We start from the raw sequence: 17,859 nt of genomic DNA, 5'->3' as shown, positions 1-17,859 counted from the left end.
ATCGATGATCCCGTCATCCGGGAATTCATCCATGTCCGCACAGATTTACGCCGACGCCCTCACCTTCAAAGAGTTCTTCGTGAATCTCGGTGAGCTGGATGCGTCGGCTGACGGGAAATGGGCTCGTTCGAGCCGCATTCTCTTCTGTGCTGCCAGCGGAATGGTCTGCTGGATGATCTTCGTTGCTCTTGCCGAGACATTGGCCAGCAACTGATCGAAATTTCGGCCGTCGCGGCTTTTCGCGACGAAACAGGACGCTCCCGCGCCGCGGCAGTGCGTCGTCGCGCGTGCTTGAGGGGTGGAATGGTGATGCAGGATCGTAATGGCAACGCGTTCGACGGGGCGTTCTCGCCCGCGGCGGCCGCGCTCCTGCGCGCCGGCGGTACGCCCATGGATGAGTATCCGAATGATCCGAACTGGGCTAGTGGCGACAAGACGAACCCTTTGAGGAGGCTCACGGCCTATCCCATGCGTATCGGCGTGCTGGAAGATGATGCGGCGCTGGCGGATCATGTCATGACCACGCTTCAGTCGGCGGGTCATGTCGTCCAGTGCTTCGCCGACGGCAAGGCGCTGCTCGCGCGGCTGAAGCGCGAGACGTTCGACATGCTGATACTCGACTGGAACGTGCCCGAGGTGGCCGGAATTGACGTGTTGCGCTGGGCGCGCGCGCATCTGGATGGGCCGATGCCGATCCTGTTCCTCACGAGCCGGGTGGACGAAGGCGATATCGTGCAGGCGCTGGATGCCGGTGCGGACGATTATGTGGCCAAGCCGGTGCGCGGTGGCGAACTGATCGCTCGCGTCAACGCGCTGTTGCGCCGATCCTATCCGGCGCCGGCCAAGGATATCGAGCGTTTCGACAATCACGTCTTCGATCATCGCTCGGGATCGGTTTCGATCGGTGGCGAACAGGTCGCGCTGACGCCGAAGGAATTCGAGCTCGGCCTGCTGCTGTTCCGCAATCTCGATCGCGCCATGTCCCGCTCCTACATGATGGATGCAGTGTGGGGGCATGATCCGGATCTGCTGACGCGCACGCTGGATGTCCACGTGTCCCGCGTGCGCGAAAAACTGCGGCTGCGCCCGGCGCTCGGTTACAAGCTGGTGCCGGTCTACAGCTATGGCTACAGGCTGGAGAAGATTGATCCGGCCGCTGGAGAGACTTGGTGAGATTATCGCCCGCGCTTGCCCTTCTGCTCGCGCTGGCGACGCCGCTTTTCGCCCAGGCGCCGCAGCCCTATGCGGCCAGTGCCGACGCGCCTTTCCAATATCGCGTCCGCGCCGGGGATACGCTCCCCCGCATCGCAGATTCCTATCTGATCAGCGCGGATGCCGCCGCCCGGGTGCAGCGCCTCAACAATATCGGCGATCCGATGCGCCTCGCGCCGGGCACGTCGCTGGCGATTCCGGCGGCGCTGCTGCGCACCGAGGCGCTGGGCGCGCGCGTGATCGCCTTTCGCGGTGATGTCACGATCGGCCGCCAGGGGCCGGCGCGTGTCGGCATGGTGGTAGGCGAAGGCGTCCGCATCGCGACCGGCGCCAACAGTTCGGTCGCCTTTCAGCTGAGTGACGGCACCGCCGTCACCCTGCCGTCGCTCAGCAGAGTCAGGATCGTGCGGCTGCGCCGGGTGCTGATCTCGAATCGCGTGGAGCGTGTGCTGGCGCTGGAGGCGGGGCGCAGCGAATCGCAGGTCACGCCCAGCCGGGATCGCAGCACATCGTTCGAGATCCGCACGCCCGTCTCGGTCGCGGCGGTGCGCGGCACCGATTTCCGCGTGGCCTATTCGGAAGATCAGGCGGCGGCCACGGCGGAGGTGCTGAAGGGCGCCGTCGGCGTCGATGGCAAGGATGGCGGCATCGGGCTGGAGGCGGGCTATGGCGCGCGTTCGGATGTTCATTCCACCGGCAAGCCGGTCGCTCTTCTGCCTCCGCCCGAAATATTGAGCCCGGTCGGCCATCGACGCGACGGTACGCTCGTCTTCAATTTCCAGAAGACGGAAGAGGCGTTCGCTTATCGCCTGGTCGTGGCGTCCGATGCCGATTTCCGGGATCTGAGATCCGAGGCGACGACGAAGACGGCGCAGGCGATCGTGCCGTCGCTGCCCAACGGCACCTATTATATCCGCGCCACCGCGATCGACGTGCATGGGCTGGAGGGGCTTCCCGTCGACATACCCTATGATCATCATCTGGCGATTCCGGGGGATCTTGCCGGCGGAACGCCCAAGGCCGGCGGCTGACGCTCTCCCCGATGCCCCCGGGCGCGCGTGGCGGCTGGACGTGGCGAGATGAGCCTTTAGGATGAGCCCGATGCGGTCGGCACGAGAGGGCGCGGAAGCGAACGGCGTGCGCAGCCGCCTTCTTCTCGAATGGCTGTTCGTTTCGATCCTCGCCATCGGCACGGTCGTGATGGGCAGCGCCGTGGGGCTGATCGGGCGCGGCGACAATCTTCTCTACGATAGCCTCAGCCGGTTCAGCCCGGCGACGGAGGACGCGCATGTCGCGATCGTCGCGATCGACGAGCCGAGCCTGTCCGCGATCGGCGCCTGGCCCTGGCCGCGATCGATCCATGCCAGTCTGATCCGCACGCTGGCGGCGGCCCGCCCGGCCGCGATCGGCTATGACGTGCTGTTCGTCGAGCCCGGCGGAGACGATCCAGTACTCGCCGCCGCGATGAAGGAAAGCGGGCGCGTTCTGGTGCCCGTCGCCTTCGATATTCCGGGCGCGAACGGCGCCGCCTTCGATCCTGAGCGGCCGGTGGCGCCGATCGCGCGCGCCATTCGCGGCGCCGCGCAGGCTGTCGTCACCTTCGATGATGACGGGATCGTCCGCCGCGCGGGCCTCGTCGCGGGCGGGGGTGGCCAGCGCTGGCCCCATCTGGCCGAAGCTCTGTACGAAACGGCTTTCGGGCGGCCCTCGGCGCCCTTTGCAAGGCGGGGCGGAGTGGCGCTGCCGCCGGGCCGCTTCACGATCGGTGCCCCCTCGCTCGTGCGGATCGGAGCGCTGGGCGGGCGCTTCCCCACCGTTTCGTTCCGCGCGGTGCTGGATGGCGAGGTGCCGCCCGAATTCTTCCGGAACAGGATCGTGCTCGTCGGCAATACGGCCGCCGGATCGGGCGACCAATATCCGGTGCCGGCGAGTGGCGGCACCGCGGCGATGCCGGGCGTCGAGATACTCGGCAACGTCGTGCAAGGGCTGATCCACGACGATCTGATCCGCCCGGCGAGCGGCGTCGTGATCGGCGCCTATACGCTTTTGCCGCTCACCATCCTGCTCGTGGCGCTGTTGCGCCTGCCGCCGCGCGTGAATCTGGTGATCGGCGTCAGCCTGATGGCGGGCATGCTGGCGGCGAGCGCGCTGCTGCTGCGCTATGCCGATTTCTGGCTGCCGCCCACCGGTGGCCTCGTCGCGCTGGCGGTGGTCTATCCGCTCTGGGCGTGGCGCCGGCTGGCGGCGACCAGCGCCTTCATGTCGAGCGAACTCAAGGAACTGGGCGACGAGCCCGACGTGCTGCCGCGCGCCGCGCGCCTGGAGAGCGATCCGTTCCTGTTCGTCGATCCGGTGGCCGAGCAGACCGACATGCTGGAGCGCGCGATCGAACGGGTGCGCGATCTCCGGCGATTCTTCTCGGACAGCCTGCAAAGCCTGCCGGATCCCACGCTGGTGCTGAATATGGACGGCAGCGTGCTCGTCGCCAATCAGGCGGCGCACGATCTGTTCGGCGCGGCACTGGCGCAGGCAGGCGGAGGAGCACCCACGATCGAGGCGCTGCTGGATGGCCTGTCGCGCACGCCGCTGCCGCCTGTCCCGCTGGCGCATGCGGGCGAGCGGGAACTGATCGCGCGCGACGGCAGCATCTTCATTGTGGCGGTGGCGCCACTCGAATCGGCGCAGAGCGAGCGTGTCGGCTGGATCGCGCGGCTTTCGGATATCAGCGCGATCCGCCTCGCCACGCGCCAGCGGGAGGAGGCGCTCCAGCTTCTCACCCATGACATGCGATCGCCCCAGGCATCGATCCTGGCGTTGCTGGATCAGGGGCTGGACGATCGCGAAACGCGCGCGCGGATCGCCGGCTATGCGCGGCGCACGCTCGGCCTGGCCGATGCCTATGTTCAGCTCGCGCGCGCCGAATCCGCAGCTTATGCGGAGGATCTGCTGGATTTCGCGTCGCTGCTGATCGAGGCGGCCGACGATCAATGGGCGCTCGCCAGCAGGAGCGGGATCGAGATCAGCACCGAATATGGCGGGCGCGAGCATCTGGTGCTGGGCGATCACGCCCTGCTCACCCGCGCGCTGGTGAACCTCATCAACAATGCGGTGAAGCACAGCCCGAACAATGGCCGAGTCTTCTGTTCGGTCAGTTCGCCACCGGGCGAGGCGGATCGGCCGATGCTCGTCTGCCGGATCGAGGATGAGGGGGCGGGCATCGCTCCCGATCTGATCGACAGCGTGTTCGAGCGCTTCAGGACGGCCGAGGATCGCAGCCATCGCAACCAGAGCGGCGCGGGGTTGGGCCTCGCCTTCGTGCAGACGGTGATCGAACGGCACGGCGGCACGGTGGGCTGCGAGAATCGTCCTGCGGGCGGGGCGTGCTTCTGGCTGCGCCTGCCGCTGGCGGGAGGGCCGGAGGGGGACGGCTGAGCGGGGAATCCCCATGCTGTGCTGCGCATGCGGATCATGAAAGGGGCTCAGTGCGTGGTGAAGCCCAGCTGCCCGGTGTCGCGATCCGTGCCGCCGCCGCCGCTTGCGGCGCCGTCGCGTTCCACGCTCGTGGACCAGCCGAGTTCGGGAATGCCGATCGAGCGTCGGCCCCGGAAATCGGTGCGGGTGGCGATCACGCCCTGCGCTTCGAGATAACCGACCAGCCTGCGGACGCGGCCGAGCGACTGCGTGCCATAGACGCGCGCCATGTCGTCGATCGACGGGCAGGGCGCCGATTCGCGCGCAGCCCGCGCGATCATCAGGAACAGGCCGAGCAGATCCTCCGGCAGGCGATCGCCAAGCGCGATCGCGTCGGCCCAGTCGCTCTCCGCGTCGGCGGCCGAAATGCCGGCCCGGCCCAGCGCGAGCGCGCGTGCGAAGGCAATGGCCGCCAGCGGCGGGCGCGCGGCACCCCGCATCCGGCAGCGCAGGGCATAATCCTGATAGAGGGCGGTGCCGCCGCGCAGCATCGCATCCTCATCCAGCACCATTTCGCCGATCACTTCCTCGGAAATCGCGGCGAGGGCCTCCTCGTCCGGCCCGGCAGGCTCGGCGGGCGCCATGGCCGCGATCGCCATCGGGCGCGGCTTGAACAGCATCTCCATCGGCACGGCCGGTGAGGCGGCGGGCTTCGCCACCGGCTCTTCCTCCAGCATGTCGAACAGCAGCGACTGGCGCTCCTCGCCGGTCCGCTCCGGCAAGGGGGCGAGCGCCGGGCCGCCGCCGCGCGTGCCCGTCTGCACCGGCCCGATGCGGACGAGATAGGGACGGCGGGCGAGCGCCGGGCCGAGCGCCAGGAACTGGCCGCGCTCCAGATCGCGTATCTGTTCGGCCTGGCGGCGCTCCATGCCGAGCAGATCAGCCGCCCGCGCCATGTCGATATCGAGGAAGGTGCGCCCCATCAGGAAGTTGGAGGCCTCGGCCGCGACGTTCTTGGCGAGCTTGGCGAGGCGCTGGGTGGCGATGATGCCGGCGAGGCCGCGCTTGCGGCCGCGGCACATCAGGTTGGTCATCGCTGCCAGGCTCAGGCGGCGCGCTTCCTCGCCCACCTCGCCGGCGGCGGCGGGCGCGAACAGTTGCGCCTCATCCACCACCACGATCGCGGGAAACCACTGATCGCGCGGGGCATCGAACAGGCGATTGAGGAAGGCGCCCGCGCAGCGGAGCTGGGCGTCCACCTCCAGCCCTTCCAGATTGAGCACGATCGACACGCGATGTTCGCGCACGCGCGCGGCGATGCCGGCAATCTCGCCCTCGCTATAGTCGGCGGCGTCCACCACGAGATGATCGAAGCGATCCGCCAGCGATACGAAATCGCCTTCCGGATCGACGATCACCTGCTGCACCCAGGGCGCGCTCTCTTCCAGCAGGCGGCGCAGCAGATGCGATTTGCCCGATCCCGAATTGCCCTGGACGAGCAGGCGCGTGGCGAGCAGCTCTTCCAGATCGATCGGGGCTGACGCGCCGGCCGGATCGGTGCCGAGATCGATGCGGACGGACATGGCCCCGCTTGTCGGCGGGAAGGGGGGAGGGGCGCAAGGTGAGTCGGGCGCGCCGGGCCCGAATCATCCACAGTTTTCTGGCAAAGCCGGGGTCGGGCGTCGCCGCGCCGCCGCCGCATGCGCGGCAGCATGGCGCTTGCGGAGCGTGAGCGCGCCTTACGCGAACATCGCATGCTCGGCGCGCAGCGCCCTGGCCAGCGCGTCCATATCTTCCGGCGTGCTGTAGAAGCCCGGTGTCACGCGGATCACCGGCCCCTTCGCCACGCCCGCGCGCCAGATCGTCAGCACCCTGTGCTTCTCGAACAGGGCCTTCTGCACGGCCTGCGCCTTCGCATCCGTATCCATGCCCTTCAGGCGGAAGCCGGTGATCGTTGCGTAGCGGGCGGGATCGTCCGGCACCATGATCTCGACATTCCTCAGGTCGCGCACCTGATCCACCCAGCGATTGCGCAGCGCGCGCATATGCTTTTCCTTCGCCGCCGCGCCCACCGCGAAGTGGAAATCCACCGCTGTCGGGATGGCCAGCACCGCCGGGAAATTGACCGTTCCGGCAGGCACGCGCGCATTGATGCTGGCGGGATCGATGTGCGAATTTTCAAAGGCGATATCGATGTCCGCGATCCGGCTCCTGCGGATATACATCGCTCCCGTGCCGAGCGGCGCGGACGTCCATTTGTGGACGGACCAGCCGACGAAATCGGCACCGAGATCATCGATCTGATAATCCAGCAGGGCGATGCCATGGGCGGCGTCCACGATCGTATCCACGCCGCGCGCGCGCGCCATCGCCACGATCTCGCGCACGGGCGTGACGAGGCCGGTGCGGTTGGAAACCTGCGTCACCAGCAGCAGCTTGGCCTTCGGCGTGCGCTTCAGCACGTCATCATAGGCGGCGAGGATGTTCGCCGTGGTCGCGGGTTCGGGCATGGCGAAGCGGACGACGTTCGCCTGCTTGTGCGTGCCGAGCCATTCCATCGCGCAGATGGTGGAATCATAATCCAGATCGCAATGGATCACGCCATCGCCCGGCTTCAGCCCCTTATAGTTGGCGATCAGCATCTGCAGCGCATCGGATCCGCTGCGCGTGACGGCGATCTCATCCGGGCCGCAGCCCACCTGCCGGGCGATCGCGGCGCTGGCGGCGCGCGCATCCTGCGTCCAGCCCGCGCCGCCGGGCAGCACGTTGCGCGCATAGATGGCATTGGCGCGGTTCACGTCCAGCGTGTGGCGCGCATAGGCCTGCGCCACGATGCGCGGCATCATGCTCCAGTAACCGGCCTCCAGATTGTGATAGCCGGGCTCCACATCGAAATGCTTCGGCAGATCGGAAACGGGAATCGAATTGGGCTTCAGCGGGGTTTCGGGCGTTGCAGGGGGGATGGATGCGCCGATCGCCTGTGCCGCTGCCTGCGAGGAGGCGAGCAGCGCCGGCCCGCCGATCGCGGCCGACTTGAGCAACTGGCGGCGGCTGGGCGCAGGCGGCGTGGGCGCGGGCGGCGTTGGCGCAGGCGACATGGGCGGCATCCTGAAGAGAGGAGACGGCCCGTATTTGCGGGAGTCAGGCGGCCATTGCTAGAGTGTCCGCCCGCCGAGAAAAGAAAGGAAAACGGCGATGTGTGATGATGATCCCTTTCCGCAGGCTGGCCGGGTGCGGATGATCGTGCCGGCGCCGGTGGGCAGGGTGGGCACCGGCATTCCGGATCCCGAGGCGGAGATGTTCGCGCGGCTGGATGAGGCGCACGTTTTCATGATGGGCGACAATCCGGAGCTGCCCCGCATGCCGGCCCGCCCCAGGCTGGTCGATTTCCTGCGCCTGCGCGTCTCGGATATCGTGATCCGCCATCTGACGGTGAGCGCCAAGCATGCGCTGGATCAGGGCATGGACGAAAAGATCGTGCTCGCCTGCCTGCTGCACGATATTTCCAACGGCTGCCTGATCCGATCGGATCATGGCTATTGGGGGGCGCAGATGATCGCGCCCTATGTCGATCCCGAAGTGGCCTTCGCCGTCCAATATCACCAGCCGCTGCGCTATTTCGCCGACGAGGCTGTGGGCTATGATTATCCCGCCAGCTACGATGCCTTCTTCGGCCCGGATTTCGTGCCGCCCGAACATGTGCGCCGCGAGGCGGATTATGCGCGCGGGCATCGCTGGTACATGTCGGCCCGGCTGGTGACGCTCTACGACACCTATTTTTTCGATGATACGCCGGCCTTCGATCCGGAAATCTTCACCGACATCATCGGCCGCCATTTCCGCGAGCCGGAGGAAGGGCTGGGCTTCGATGGATCGCCGGCCGCGCATATGTGGCGTTCGGTGATCTGGCCCAACAATTTCCTCTAGGCGCGCGATCAGGGCGCGGCATGCGGGATTGCCGTGTGGAATGGCCGGCTGCCGTTGGAAAAAGCCGGAAAACGGCACACGAGCCCGCTGCCCGCGCGGCGGCCCATCGGCCATAGTGACGCTGCCGTGATGATCCGGAGCCCACAATGTCCCACTGGTCGTTTCCCGCCGCTGTTATCGCCCTGATCGCCGCGGCCTCGGCGGCCGGCGCGGCGCCCGGGGGCGTCACCGCGATCGTGGGCGCCACCGTGTTCGATGGCACGGGCAAGGCGCCCTATCCGGCGACGGTCACGATCGAGGATGGTCGCATTCTCGCGGTCGGGCCGAAGGTCGCGCCTCCGCGCGGCGCCCGTATCGTCGATGCAAAGGGCAAGGCGCTGCTGCCGGGCTTCTTCGACGTGCACACCCACTGGACGCCGGCGGGCAAGCCGGCGGCGACGCCGCAGATCGCCAGTGATTATGTCCGGCTGGGCGTCACCACGGTCAACGATTTCCACGAGCAGCCCGAATCCTATGCGCCGCGCCGCGAATGGCTGACGCAGCTCGTATCGCCCCATGTGCTGTTCGCGGCGCGCATCGGCACGCCGGGCGGGCATGGCGCCGATTGGGCGGATGATGCGACGACGATCCTCATCACCACGCCCGAAGGCGGCCGGGCCGCGATCGAAAGCCTGATTCCCTATCGCCCGGATCTCATCAAGGTCTTCAACGATGGCTGGCGCTATGGAACGATGCCCAACAATAACAGCGTGAACGAAGATGCGCTGAAGGCCGTCGCCGAGGAGGCGCACAAGCAGGGCTGGCCGGTGCTGACCCATACGGTGACGGTGGATCGCGGCCTGGAGGCGGCGCGCGCCGGTGTCGATTCGCTGGCCCATGGCATGCAGGATCGCCGGCTCACCGCCGATGAGATTGCGCAGATCCGGAAATCCGGCATGGCGATGGCGCCGACGCTGGCCGTCTATGAGCCGGTGAAGCCCGGCCAGGCGGTGCGCGATCCGGCGGATCCCAGGCTGGCCATCGCGCGGACGCGTTTCGCGACGGCCTTCGCCAATGTGAAGGCTTTGCACGATGCCGGCGTCCGCATCGCGCTGGGCACCGATGCGGGCATGCCCGGCACGCCGCATGGCAGCTCCACGCTGCACGAGATGGAATTGCTCGTCCAGGCGGGGCTCACGCCATCGGATGCCTTGCTTTCCGGCACCTCGGTCAGCGCCGGGCTGATGCGGGTGGATGGGGATCGTGGCACGATCGAGCCCGGCAAGCGCGCCGATATCGTGCTGGTGGATGGCGCGCCCTGGGATCGGATCGGCGATGTCTACAAGACCTGGCAGGTCTATATCGACGGCCGGCTCGTTTCCGGCGCGGGCGCGCCCGCCCCGCCTGCGGCGAACCGCACCGATCGGCTTCCCTCCACCACCGTCGCCGCGCTCATCGACGATTTCGAGCGACCGGACCGGCGATCCAGCCTCGATACGCTGAGGCTCGATACGCCCGATGGCGGCAATGATCGCTCGATCGAGGTTTCGGAGGTGATCGCGCGTGAGGCGGGCGGACATGCGCTTTCGATGTCGGCGCGCATGTCGCGCAAGGCCGCGCCTTATGCGGGCGTCGCCATTCCCCTGACGCGGGGCTCGGTGCGGCCCGTCAACCTGCGGCAATATCAGGGCATCCGCCTCGAGATACGCGGCAGCGGCGATTATCGGCTGAGCGTCAACGGTCTCGACGGCAGCTTCTCGGCGCCGCTCCCCGCCGGCGATTCATGGCAGACGGTGACCATTCCCTTCTCCTCGCTGCGGGCGGCGGGCGCCGAGCAGCGCGCCGATGGGGCGAAGGGCTGGACGGCGGACGGCATCACCCAGATCGAGATTGGCGGGCGCGGGCCGGCCGGCGGCAGGATCTGGCTGATGGTCGATAATGTGAGCTTCTACTGAGGAAGCGGCGCACGGCGGCACGCGAAGCCCGGGGCGGAAGGGATCGGTTCAGGCGGCCCGGCGTATTCCCCGGCACGATGCCTATCCGTTTTCGCCTGACCGCCGCGATCGCGGCCCTGATCTCCACCGCCGCTCCCGCGGAGAATGCACCCTTCGATCTGGCGGGGCCTTCGCTGCGCGTGACCGTGACGCACGAGGGCAAGACGCTGCCGATCGCCAATGTGCCGCAACTGGCGGCCGGCGACCGGATCGATGTTCGTGCCGATCTGCCCGAAAGCCAGTCCGCCCATTATCTGCTGGTCGCCGCCTTCCTGCGCGGCGCCACCAATCCGCCGCCGGATAAATGGTTCACCCAATCGGAAACCTGGAAGAAGAAGGCGCGCAAAGGCCTCTCGCTCATCGTGCCCGAGGGCGCGCAACAGATCGTGCTGTTCCTCGCGCCGGAAACGGGCGGGGATTTCCCCACGCTGCGCAATGCCGTGCAGGGCAAGCCGGGCGCCTTCGTCCGCGCGACCCAGGATCTCGCGCAGGCCTCGCTCGATCATCAGCGGCTGGATGCCTTCCTCTCGGTCGTCCGCACGCCCGCGCCCGGCGATCCGGAGCGGCTGGAACGGATCACGCCGCTGCTGGCGCGCAGCCTGCAGATCAAGATCAACGCCGATTGCCTCACCAGGGCGCCCGAATTGCAGGCCGCCTGCCTGCTCCAGAATCAGGATGCGCTGGTGCTGAACGACGGGCACAGCAATGCCATCACCGATGCGCTGGCGGGGCCGGGCGTCGATCTCGCGTTGCAGATCAGCGCGACGCCGCAGGGCGGGCTCGGCTATTACAGCCCCTATATCGCGGCGGTGCGCGATATCATTGGCCTGTTCGGATCGATGCACACCGCCAAATATCAATATATTCCCGCGCTCGCGACGCCGGATGGCGATGCGCTGCGGCTGGTGCTGAATACCGCGCCTTCCTTCCACAATCCCAAATCGGTGATCGTGGCGGCGTTGCCGATCGTGGCCCCGGTGCGTCTGCCGCCGCTGGAGATTGCCAGCTCCGATCCCGCCATCTGCGCGCAATCGGAGGAGATCGTGCTGCCCGTGAGCGGCGCGCCTCTGATCTATGCGACCCGCTATGCCCATGATCTGGCGCTCCGCATCGATCTCCCCGGCGGGCCGATCGATCTTCCCGCCGCGTCGGATGTCGAGCGCGGCGGCCTCGTCGTGCGGGCGGCCGGAAAGGTGCCACCGGGGCTGACGGCGCCGGTGAAGGCGACGATTCATGGTCTGTGGGGCTTCCGCCCGTTCGAAGGGCCGTCCGTAAGCCTGCAACCCGCTCATGTTGGCAGTTGGCGGCTGGCGTCCCCCGCCGATTCCGCGAAGCGCGATGGGCAGATCGAGCTGGCCGGGGGGGCGGCGGCCTGCATCACCACCGTCTCGGCCGGTGGCGCCCCCGTCGCGTGGAAGCGGCTGGCACCCGATCGGATCAGCATCGCGGCCCCGCGTGGCGGCGGCGCAATCGAGATTGCCGGGCCACGGGGCATGGATGCCGCGCGGATCGAGCTGGCCGCGCCGCCCCCGCCGGCGCGGCTGGCGGCGACGGTGATAGCGCGCCACATCCAGCGGCCGCAGCAGACGGCTCCCGTGGCGATCATGCTGGGCAGCGACGATCAGGTGCCGGCCGATGCCACGCTGCGCGCCTCGTTCCGCGCGGCCGGCGGCATGCGCTTTACGGGGCGGGAAACGATCGAGATCGAGGCTGGATCCGGCGGCGACACGGCCAGCCTCACGGCGGCGCACGGGCTCACCTTCGCGGATCCGCAGGTGGTGATCGCGACCATCCAGCCAGCCGCCGCACTCGGCACATCCGCTTTCGGCCCGCTGCGGGCACGGATCGTGCGAGATGGCATTGCCGGCGACTGGATCCCCATCGGCACGCTCGTCCGCCTGCCGCAGATCCGACAATTGCGCTGCCCCGATGATGCGGCGGCACCGGCCTGCGAGCTGAGCGGCGACAATCTGTTCCTGATCTCCGGCGTTTCCGCCACGCCCGGCTTCGAGAATGAGGCCGCCATTCCCGATGGCTATCCCGGCAATGCGATCCAGGTGCCGCGCCCGGCAGGCAAGGCCCTCTACGTGCGCTGGCATGACGATCCCGCCACGATCGGGCGGATCGGCGGCTCCTGACGGTCGGGAGCACAACCGGGGAGGCGCATCGGGACGCCCCGAGGCGGCCCCCGGTCCCGTGGCATGCCTCACCTCGGTGAGGCAAGGATCAGTTCAATATCAAGGATTTCCGCTGGTGGAGCTGAGGGGAATCGAACCCCTGACCTCTGCAGTGCGATTGCGTTCGTTTGATGCCCTTAAGATAGACGGCCGCCCTAGCGATAGGGCAAAATGTTAGAACAAGCGCCGAACATTCGGCAATTTGCGGACCCAGTGCGGACCCAGCAGCAAGACGGAGAAGATCCATGAGCGTTGATGATGAAGTTACCGTGCTCCGGGGTGAGATAGCTCAGCTGCGCGAAGCGGCGCTGGATCTCGTCACCGAGGTGCAGACAACGCTTCTTTCGAAGGACGCCATTCTGGTCGGCTTCCCGTTGCAGAAGATCGGCAGGCTGCTCGCGCTGCTGGACCCAAAGCGGTTTACTTGACGAACCATCCACGTAAGGAGCCTTCCAAGCTGCTAGATTTGCCGCCTTTTCAATAACTTGGTTGTAAAATTGCGCGAAAATCCCGTCAATGGGATCAAATACTTAGCCCAACCATGTAAAACGATTTCGGCCTATTGGCCGCATTACGGCAGGGCTCAAGGCGTAGAACAAAGTTGGAACAAATGCTAAGCCTGCCGCCTCGATTCGCGAGGAGGAAGGCATGGACACACAGGAACGCCGGGAGTTGGAAGAGGCCGTCAAAGCCATTGAACGCAACTTCGAATGCGCGACGCCGGCCCGCCTCCGGACGGCTCCGCCCGTACCGCCGCGACCGTCAGAAACTTTCAGCCGCTGGCTGCTCGCCCAGCGCGACCGGGAAGACTGGATCGATGCGCTGGCGACAGCAGCTCGCGCAGATCGCAGTTTTCCCCGCGACGCATCGCCGGATCAGGTGCGCGCCCATCTGATCCGGCTTGGCGCGGATGGCGAGGCTTTGGAGCAGCTCGACGATGCCGAACGCTGCTGGATGAGCCTGTGATGGCCACGTACATCGAGATCCCGGCCGAAATCGTGGAGCGCTTCGCCGTTGAGCTGTGGGAAGAGCGTGAGGACATCCGGCCATGGAAGGCCGCGCGTTCAACTGATCGCGAAGCCTATACCGTCTTCGCCGCCGTCGCCCTTGCCGCGCTGCACGAGGGCGATCGTTACTCCGGTCATTGCTGATCCGACATGACGGGCTGGGAGCGTCGGCCGCCGACCATGCGTGCCTTCCTGCTCTCGATCGCCGCATTGGATCAGATCGCCGGAAACCTGCATGACGCACCGCTAAGAGATGCGCTGGCCGTCCGCGCGCTCCTGGCGCTTCTCCACGCCGCCAGCAATGGCGATCGGGCACCTTACGAGGCATTCTGGAAAGCGTGTCACGATGACCCCGGCGGATCGGAAACCGTCGCCGGGATTGGTCGCACAGCCGCTGCGCGGCCCTGCATATATGCCATCGCCCGGACGCTGGGATTCGAACTGGCGCAACGGGAAGTTCATGATGCCATGACCACCATACAGGCCGGGGAGCGCAAGCGGGTCGAGAAATATGACCGGGCGCGGCAGGCGCGGAGGACGGGATAGCGGCCAATATTCCGGCATGAGTTGTGTAAAATAATACACATTATTGATTGACGGCGGCGTGCGGCGTGTGTAGATATCTCCACATGGAACGGGACAGCAAAAAGATCATCAAGCGCCTCCTCGCTGAGGGTTGGGAACTGGTTTCGATCCGTGGATCGCACCACAAGTTCCGGCGCAACGAGATCACGCTGATCGTGCCCCACCCGAAGCGGGATCTGCCAATCGGCACCGCGAGGGCCATCGCGAAGGCGGCGGGGTGGCTCTGAGCCACCCTCAAGGAGGTTGAGATGAAGTATTTCTACGCGATCGTTCACAAGGATGAGGGCAGCGCCTACGGCGTGACCTTCCCCGATCTGCCGGGCTGTTTTTCGGCAGCCGACGATATGGAGGACGTGGTTCCCAACGCCGTCGAGGCGATGGAGCTTTGGCTGGAAGATCAGGCCGAGCCGGACGCAAGCGATGTCGCGACGGTGCGCGAACGGGCGGCGAACGATCTGGCGCAGGGCGCGTTTCTGATCGCCGTTCCGCGCATGACGACCAGCGGCAAACTGACCCGCGTCAACCTGTCGCTGGACATGGGCACGCTGGCGGCGATCGACGCAGCGGCCAAGGGGCGTGGGCTGACCCGCAGCGCGTTCGTCGTCGAGGCCGCACGAAACGAGATCCAGGGCAAGCATTGATCCAGCGAGAAGGACGCGCAACATGCGTCCTGGACACTTGGACGGGGGAACCGATGGTCAAGACGTTGATGCGCGCGTTCATATGCGCGGCGATGGCAGTTGCGAGCCCAGCCTATGCGGCGGCGGTCATATCGTTTGAGGGGACGTCGAGCGGGACGGATAACGCCGGGCTGTTCCTGCCGGCTGGGACGAGCTGGCAGGACGCAGCGGCGACATTCACGATCATCGTTGATGATGAGGCGATCAGCCAAAATCCTTGGGCGGACGGCGGGCCATACGGCTATGCGCTGATCGACACTTTCAAGCCGCACGTCACTGCAATCTTCACGCTCGGCGACAAGTCGCTCACCTTCCATCCCGGCTATACGCGGCTGGTCACCGGCTTCTGGGGCGACCAGAATAGCGAGATGTTGTTCGGCTATAGCTTTATGCTCGATCCGGGCGACGATGCCTATTTCAACGTGAGCCTTCGGCGCCCTTATGATGGAAGCACGATGCCGCGATCTTTCCTTGATCCGGCGATCGTCGAACAGCCGCTGAACTATATTTACTCCGGCGTCTTAGGGTTCGGCATCGGTGACGCCTCGCCGGTGGTCGGCGGAACGATGACGGTCTCGCGCGCGACGATCGGTGCGGTTGTCCCGGAGCCGTCGACATGGCTGATGATGATCGTCGGGTTCGGCGTGGCTGGCCTTGCGATGCGGGCTCAGCGCCGCCGTCCGATCCGCGTAGGTTGAGAGGGCCGCGAGCAGCGTCTTGCCGTTCGCGATTTCGGAGCGGGCAGCGCCGAGCCTACGTCAACCTTGGCCTGCATCTGGGCATGGTCGAGCTTGCCCCATGCTCGTTGCAGGAGCAGGGACAGGGCCGCGATCACCACCCACGGGCCGGTGCGCAGGGCGAGGGTGAGGTAGCTCATGGCTCGACTGTCACAATCGGCATGATGCTCAGGTCGATCTCGCCGATATGGCCATTGTGGATCAGTGTGTAGGCGCGCCGCCCATGCGGCTTGATGCCTACCGGGCCATTCTGGCAGCATCGGCCGAGTATGCTGCCGATTACCACCACGATTGATTTCACCAACTCGTCAGCAGGGTCCGCGTCCTCACGCCACGGGCACGCCAACAGATCGATGTCGCGGGCCAGCGAGCCGTGAACCGCTATCGCATAACCATGATCGCGCGCTACCTCGCGAACTGGCGGCAGGATTGCCGCGAGCACCGACTCGATGAACGCGCCCGTGGCAGCACGCATGGCGGGAGCTTGATAGATCCCGCTCACACCGGCCACCACACGAACGCCACCACGATCGCCGCCAGCAGCAGGAGCAGGCCGCCGATGACGGCTATGTCTGCCAGGGCGCGGGTCATTGCGGGGTGCCCTGCTCGATCGCCTTAGCCTTAGCGACGCCGCGATCTTTCAGCACGATCGCGCCGGCCGATGCGCCGATGCAGGCCGCAAGGCCCGCAGGATAGGCGAGACAAAAGGTATCGAAGGTGACGGTGACCATCTGGGCCCAGACGAGCGCCGGGGCCGTGACGATGTACACCACCGTCCCGAAGGCCCCGAGCAGCCGCTGGATCTCATATTCGCCGCCGATCCCGCGCAGTGCCGTAAGGATGCTCATGCCGGCACCTGAAGGCCGATCTCACGGACGAACCCGGCGGCGTCGAAGCTGGGGCAGGCCTTCATCCACTCGTCGGGCGTGACCCTCCCGTCACCGTTGCGATCGGGGGAAAGGTCGCGGTGCCCGCAGATCTCGGCGCCGGGATATCGATAGGAGAGCGCGAGAAGCTGCTGCGCGAGGCTCGTCCTCTGCGCCGCCGTTCGCGTGTCCTTCGGCGTCTGGCCATCCACGGCGAGCCCGCCGACATACACCACGCCGATCGAATCCGCGTTGAAGCCCTCGGCGTGCGCGCCGATCTGAATCTCGGGCCGGCCGGGCTGCACCGATCCATCAAGCAAATGGACATGGTGATACCCGATATCCTTCCAACCTTTCGCCTGATGCCAGCGGCGGATCTCGGCGGCGTCCGCGAACTGCCCTTCGCGGGTCGCGGTGCAGTGGAGCACGATCCGGTTGATGCGGCGGGCGCAGCCGCCGCGCTTGATCTGGAGCGCAATCAGCGCCGCATTCGTCCTGGGCCCGTCCGCGCCGTCGATCGCGCCCTTGTAGAGCCCCTCCTTGGCCAGCATTGTTTGGAGCGCGCGCGTTCGCGTCGCCCGTGCGTGGCCGGGCCACGCCGGTTCGGTGGTCATGGATTACCTCCGGATATGGTGACGATTGTTGACGGTTGTGCGGTTGCCCGCCGCGCGATCGGCGGGGCAGGAGCGACCTGCGGAAACTACGAGGGTGACCGTGCGCCCCGCCGACCTCACGCCGGCGGGGCGGTTCCCATCAGTCGATATCCGGGATGACCCGGTGCGCGCTCAGTTCGATCTGGGCGGCGTTGCGCGCCTCACCTTTGCGGCTGGCATGTTCGGCCCGCTGCCGCCGGGCGATCTCGACGATTTCGGGGATGCGCTCCGGTGGCGCGAACCGGATCGCAAGAAGCAGGCCGTCGAACTGGCTTTCGACGATGCCCAGCTCATGTCGGAGCACCGAGATCTTCTGGTCGGCAACCTCCAGCTTCGCATCACAGACCTGACGCTCACGCTCGGAGGCTGCCTCGACGGCCGCGATCCGCTCGTCACAGCGTTTCTCGACCGCCTCCATTTTCTCACGGAGCTGAACGACCAGATCCAGCGCCACTTCGTCCGTCTGCTTTCGCTTTGCACGTTGGTGGGAAAGGTAGCCCGTTATGAGGCCGCCACCGCCAAGCCCGCCGGCCGCGCTGGCGATCTGCGGCCACCAGGCGATGATGACCGCGTCGCCGGCAGATAAGGAGGGTCCAGATAAATGAGCGCCTTCGGATCATTGAAGCGACGT

21 protein-coding genes are annotated in these 17,859 nt (G+C 66.7%); 14 read left to right on the top strand and 7 right to left on the bottom strand.

Annotated features, from left to right (window positions below):
- Positions 1 to 31 precede the first annotated feature (31 nt).
- The 4 genes from DI605_RS06965 to DI605_RS06950 all read left to right on the top strand — a co-directional run bounded on the left by DI605_RS06965 (position 32) and on the right by DI605_RS06950 (position 4,644).
- Positions 32 to 214 carry a hypothetical protein gene (locus DI605_RS06965; RefSeq protein ID WP_293971070.1) on the top strand — a complete coding sequence of 61 codons (183 nt, stop codon included), beginning with the start codon at positions 32 to 34 and terminating at the stop codon, positions 212 to 214.
- Positions 215 to 309: 95 nt separating this feature from the next.
- Positions 310 to 1,173, top strand: coding sequence for a response regulator transcription factor (locus DI605_RS06960; protein ID WP_293971067.1), 864 nt, complete (start codon positions 310 to 312; stop codon positions 1,171 to 1,173).
- On the top strand, positions 1,170 to 2,243 hold the full coding sequence (locus DI605_RS06955) for a FecR domain-containing protein (RefSeq protein WP_293971064.1): 1,074 nt from the start codon (positions 1,170 to 1,172) through the stop codon (positions 2,241 to 2,243). Before DI605_RS06960 ends, DI605_RS06955 begins: the two co-directional genes overlap by 4 nt.
- 70 nt (positions 2,244 to 2,313) lie before the next feature.
- Positions 2,314 to 4,644, top strand: a complete 2,331-nt coding sequence (locus DI605_RS06950; protein WP_293971061.1) for a CHASE2 and HATPase_c domain-containing protein — start codon at positions 2,314 to 2,316, stop codon at positions 4,642 to 4,644.
- Between the two features lie 47 nt (positions 4,645 to 4,691).
- On the opposite strand, the gene DI605_RS06945 is transcribed toward DI605_RS06950, so the two are convergent.
- Entirely contained in the window at positions 4,692 to 6,206 is a 1,515-nt protein-coding gene (locus DI605_RS06945) for an ATP-binding protein (protein ID WP_293971058.1), read from the bottom strand.
- Between the two features lie 156 nt (positions 6,207 to 6,362).
- The gene (locus DI605_RS06940; RefSeq protein WP_293971055.1) at positions 6,363 to 7,721 is read right to left on the bottom strand and encodes an aminotransferase class V-fold PLP-dependent enzyme; all 1,359 of its coding nucleotides are present in this window, start codon (positions 7,719 to 7,721) and stop codon (positions 6,363 to 6,365) included.
- A 97-nt stretch (positions 7,722 to 7,818) separates the two neighbouring features.
- Here DI605_RS06940 and DI605_RS06935 point away from each other — a divergent pair, with 97 nt between their 5' ends.
- From DI605_RS06935 to DI605_RS06890, 10 genes are all read left to right on the top strand, one after another.
- The gene (locus DI605_RS06935) at positions 7,819 to 8,550 is read left to right on the top strand and encodes a hypothetical protein (RefSeq protein WP_293971052.1); all 732 of its coding nucleotides are present in this window, start codon (positions 7,819 to 7,821) and stop codon (positions 8,548 to 8,550) included.
- A gap of 146 nt (positions 8,551 to 8,696) precedes the next feature.
- A complete protein-coding gene (locus DI605_RS06930; protein ID WP_293971049.1) occupies positions 8,697 to 10,484 on the top strand; it encodes an amidohydrolase family protein in 1,788 nt (595 codons plus the stop codon).
- Positions 10,485 to 10,561: 77 nt separating this feature from the next.
- Complete coding sequence (locus DI605_RS06925) at positions 10,562 to 12,661, top strand: hypothetical protein (RefSeq protein ID WP_293971047.1); 2,100 nt, start codon at positions 10,562 to 10,564, stop codon at positions 12,659 to 12,661.
- 284 nt (positions 12,662 to 12,945) lie between these two features.
- Positions 12,946 to 13,128, top strand: coding sequence for a hypothetical protein (locus tag DI605_RS06920; protein WP_293971046.1), 183 nt, complete (start codon positions 12,946 to 12,948; stop codon positions 13,126 to 13,128).
- A gap of 220 nt (positions 13,129 to 13,348) precedes the next feature.
- On the top strand, positions 13,349 to 13,666 hold the full coding sequence (locus DI605_RS06915; RefSeq protein ID WP_293971045.1) for a YozE family protein: 318 nt from the start codon (positions 13,349 to 13,351) through the stop codon (positions 13,664 to 13,666).
- On the top strand, positions 13,666 to 13,851 hold the full coding sequence (locus DI605_RS06910; RefSeq protein WP_293971042.1) for a hypothetical protein: 186 nt from the start codon (positions 13,666 to 13,668) through the stop codon (positions 13,849 to 13,851). The genes DI605_RS06915 and DI605_RS06910 overlap by 1 nt, the downstream gene beginning before the upstream one ends.
- Before the next feature lie 6 nt (positions 13,852 to 13,857).
- Positions 13,858 to 14,253 (top strand): hypothetical protein, encoded by a 396-nt coding sequence (locus DI605_RS06905; protein ID WP_293971039.1) that lies wholly within the window; start codon positions 13,858 to 13,860, stop codon positions 14,251 to 14,253.
- Between the two features lie 83 nt (positions 14,254 to 14,336).
- Positions 14,337 to 14,519 carry a type II toxin-antitoxin system HicA family toxin gene (locus tag DI605_RS06900; RefSeq protein WP_293971036.1) on the top strand — a complete coding sequence of 61 codons (183 nt, stop codon included), beginning with the start codon at positions 14,337 to 14,339 and terminating at the stop codon, positions 14,517 to 14,519.
- Positions 14,520 to 14,540: 21 nt separating this feature from the next.
- Positions 14,541 to 14,933 carry a type II toxin-antitoxin system HicB family antitoxin gene (locus DI605_RS06895; RefSeq protein WP_293971033.1) on the top strand — a complete coding sequence of 131 codons (393 nt, stop codon included), beginning with the start codon at positions 14,541 to 14,543 and terminating at the stop codon, positions 14,931 to 14,933.
- A 53-nt stretch (positions 14,934 to 14,986) separates the two neighbouring features.
- The gene (locus DI605_RS06890) at positions 14,987 to 15,670 is read left to right on the top strand and encodes a PEPxxWA-CTERM sorting domain-containing protein (RefSeq protein ID WP_293971030.1); all 684 of its coding nucleotides are present in this window, start codon (positions 14,987 to 14,989) and stop codon (positions 15,668 to 15,670) included.
- On the opposite strand, the gene DI605_RS06885 is transcribed toward DI605_RS06890, so the two are convergent.
- The 5 genes from DI605_RS06885 to DI605_RS06865 all read right to left on the bottom strand — a co-directional run bounded on the left by DI605_RS06885 (position 15,640) and on the right by DI605_RS06865 (position 17,682).
- The gene (locus DI605_RS06885; RefSeq protein WP_293971027.1) at positions 15,640 to 15,849 is read right to left on the bottom strand and encodes a hypothetical protein; all 210 of its coding nucleotides are present in this window, start codon (positions 15,847 to 15,849) and stop codon (positions 15,640 to 15,642) included. The two genes, DI605_RS06890 and DI605_RS06885, sit on opposite strands and share 31 nt — an antisense overlap.
- The gene (locus DI605_RS06880) at positions 15,846 to 16,184 is read right to left on the bottom strand and encodes a hypothetical protein (protein WP_293971024.1); all 339 of its coding nucleotides are present in this window, start codon (positions 16,182 to 16,184) and stop codon (positions 15,846 to 15,848) included. The genes DI605_RS06885 and DI605_RS06880 overlap by 4 nt, the downstream gene beginning before the upstream one ends.
- A gap of 112 nt (positions 16,185 to 16,296) precedes the next feature.
- Positions 16,297 to 16,557, bottom strand: a complete 261-nt coding sequence (locus DI605_RS06875; protein WP_293971021.1) for a hypothetical protein — start codon at positions 16,555 to 16,557, stop codon at positions 16,297 to 16,299.
- Positions 16,554 to 17,189, bottom strand: coding sequence for an N-acetylmuramoyl-L-alanine amidase (locus DI605_RS06870; RefSeq protein ID WP_293971019.1), 636 nt, complete (start codon positions 17,187 to 17,189; stop codon positions 16,554 to 16,556). Before DI605_RS06870 ends, DI605_RS06875 begins: the two co-directional genes overlap by 4 nt.
- 139 nt (positions 17,190 to 17,328) lie before the next feature.
- On the bottom strand, positions 17,329 to 17,682 hold the full coding sequence (locus DI605_RS06865; RefSeq protein WP_293971016.1) for a hypothetical protein: 354 nt from the start codon (positions 17,680 to 17,682) through the stop codon (positions 17,329 to 17,331).
- Positions 17,683 to 17,859: the final 177 nt, after the last annotated feature.

It is taken from the genome of Sphingomonas sp. (genome assembly GCF_003248515.1).
Taxonomy (GTDB): Bacteria; Pseudomonadota; Alphaproteobacteria; order Sphingomonadales; family Sphingomonadaceae; genus Sphingomonas_I.
The sequence above is the reverse complement of the archived record's forward strand: the minus strand, read 5'-3'. Positions and strand labels throughout refer to the sequence as shown.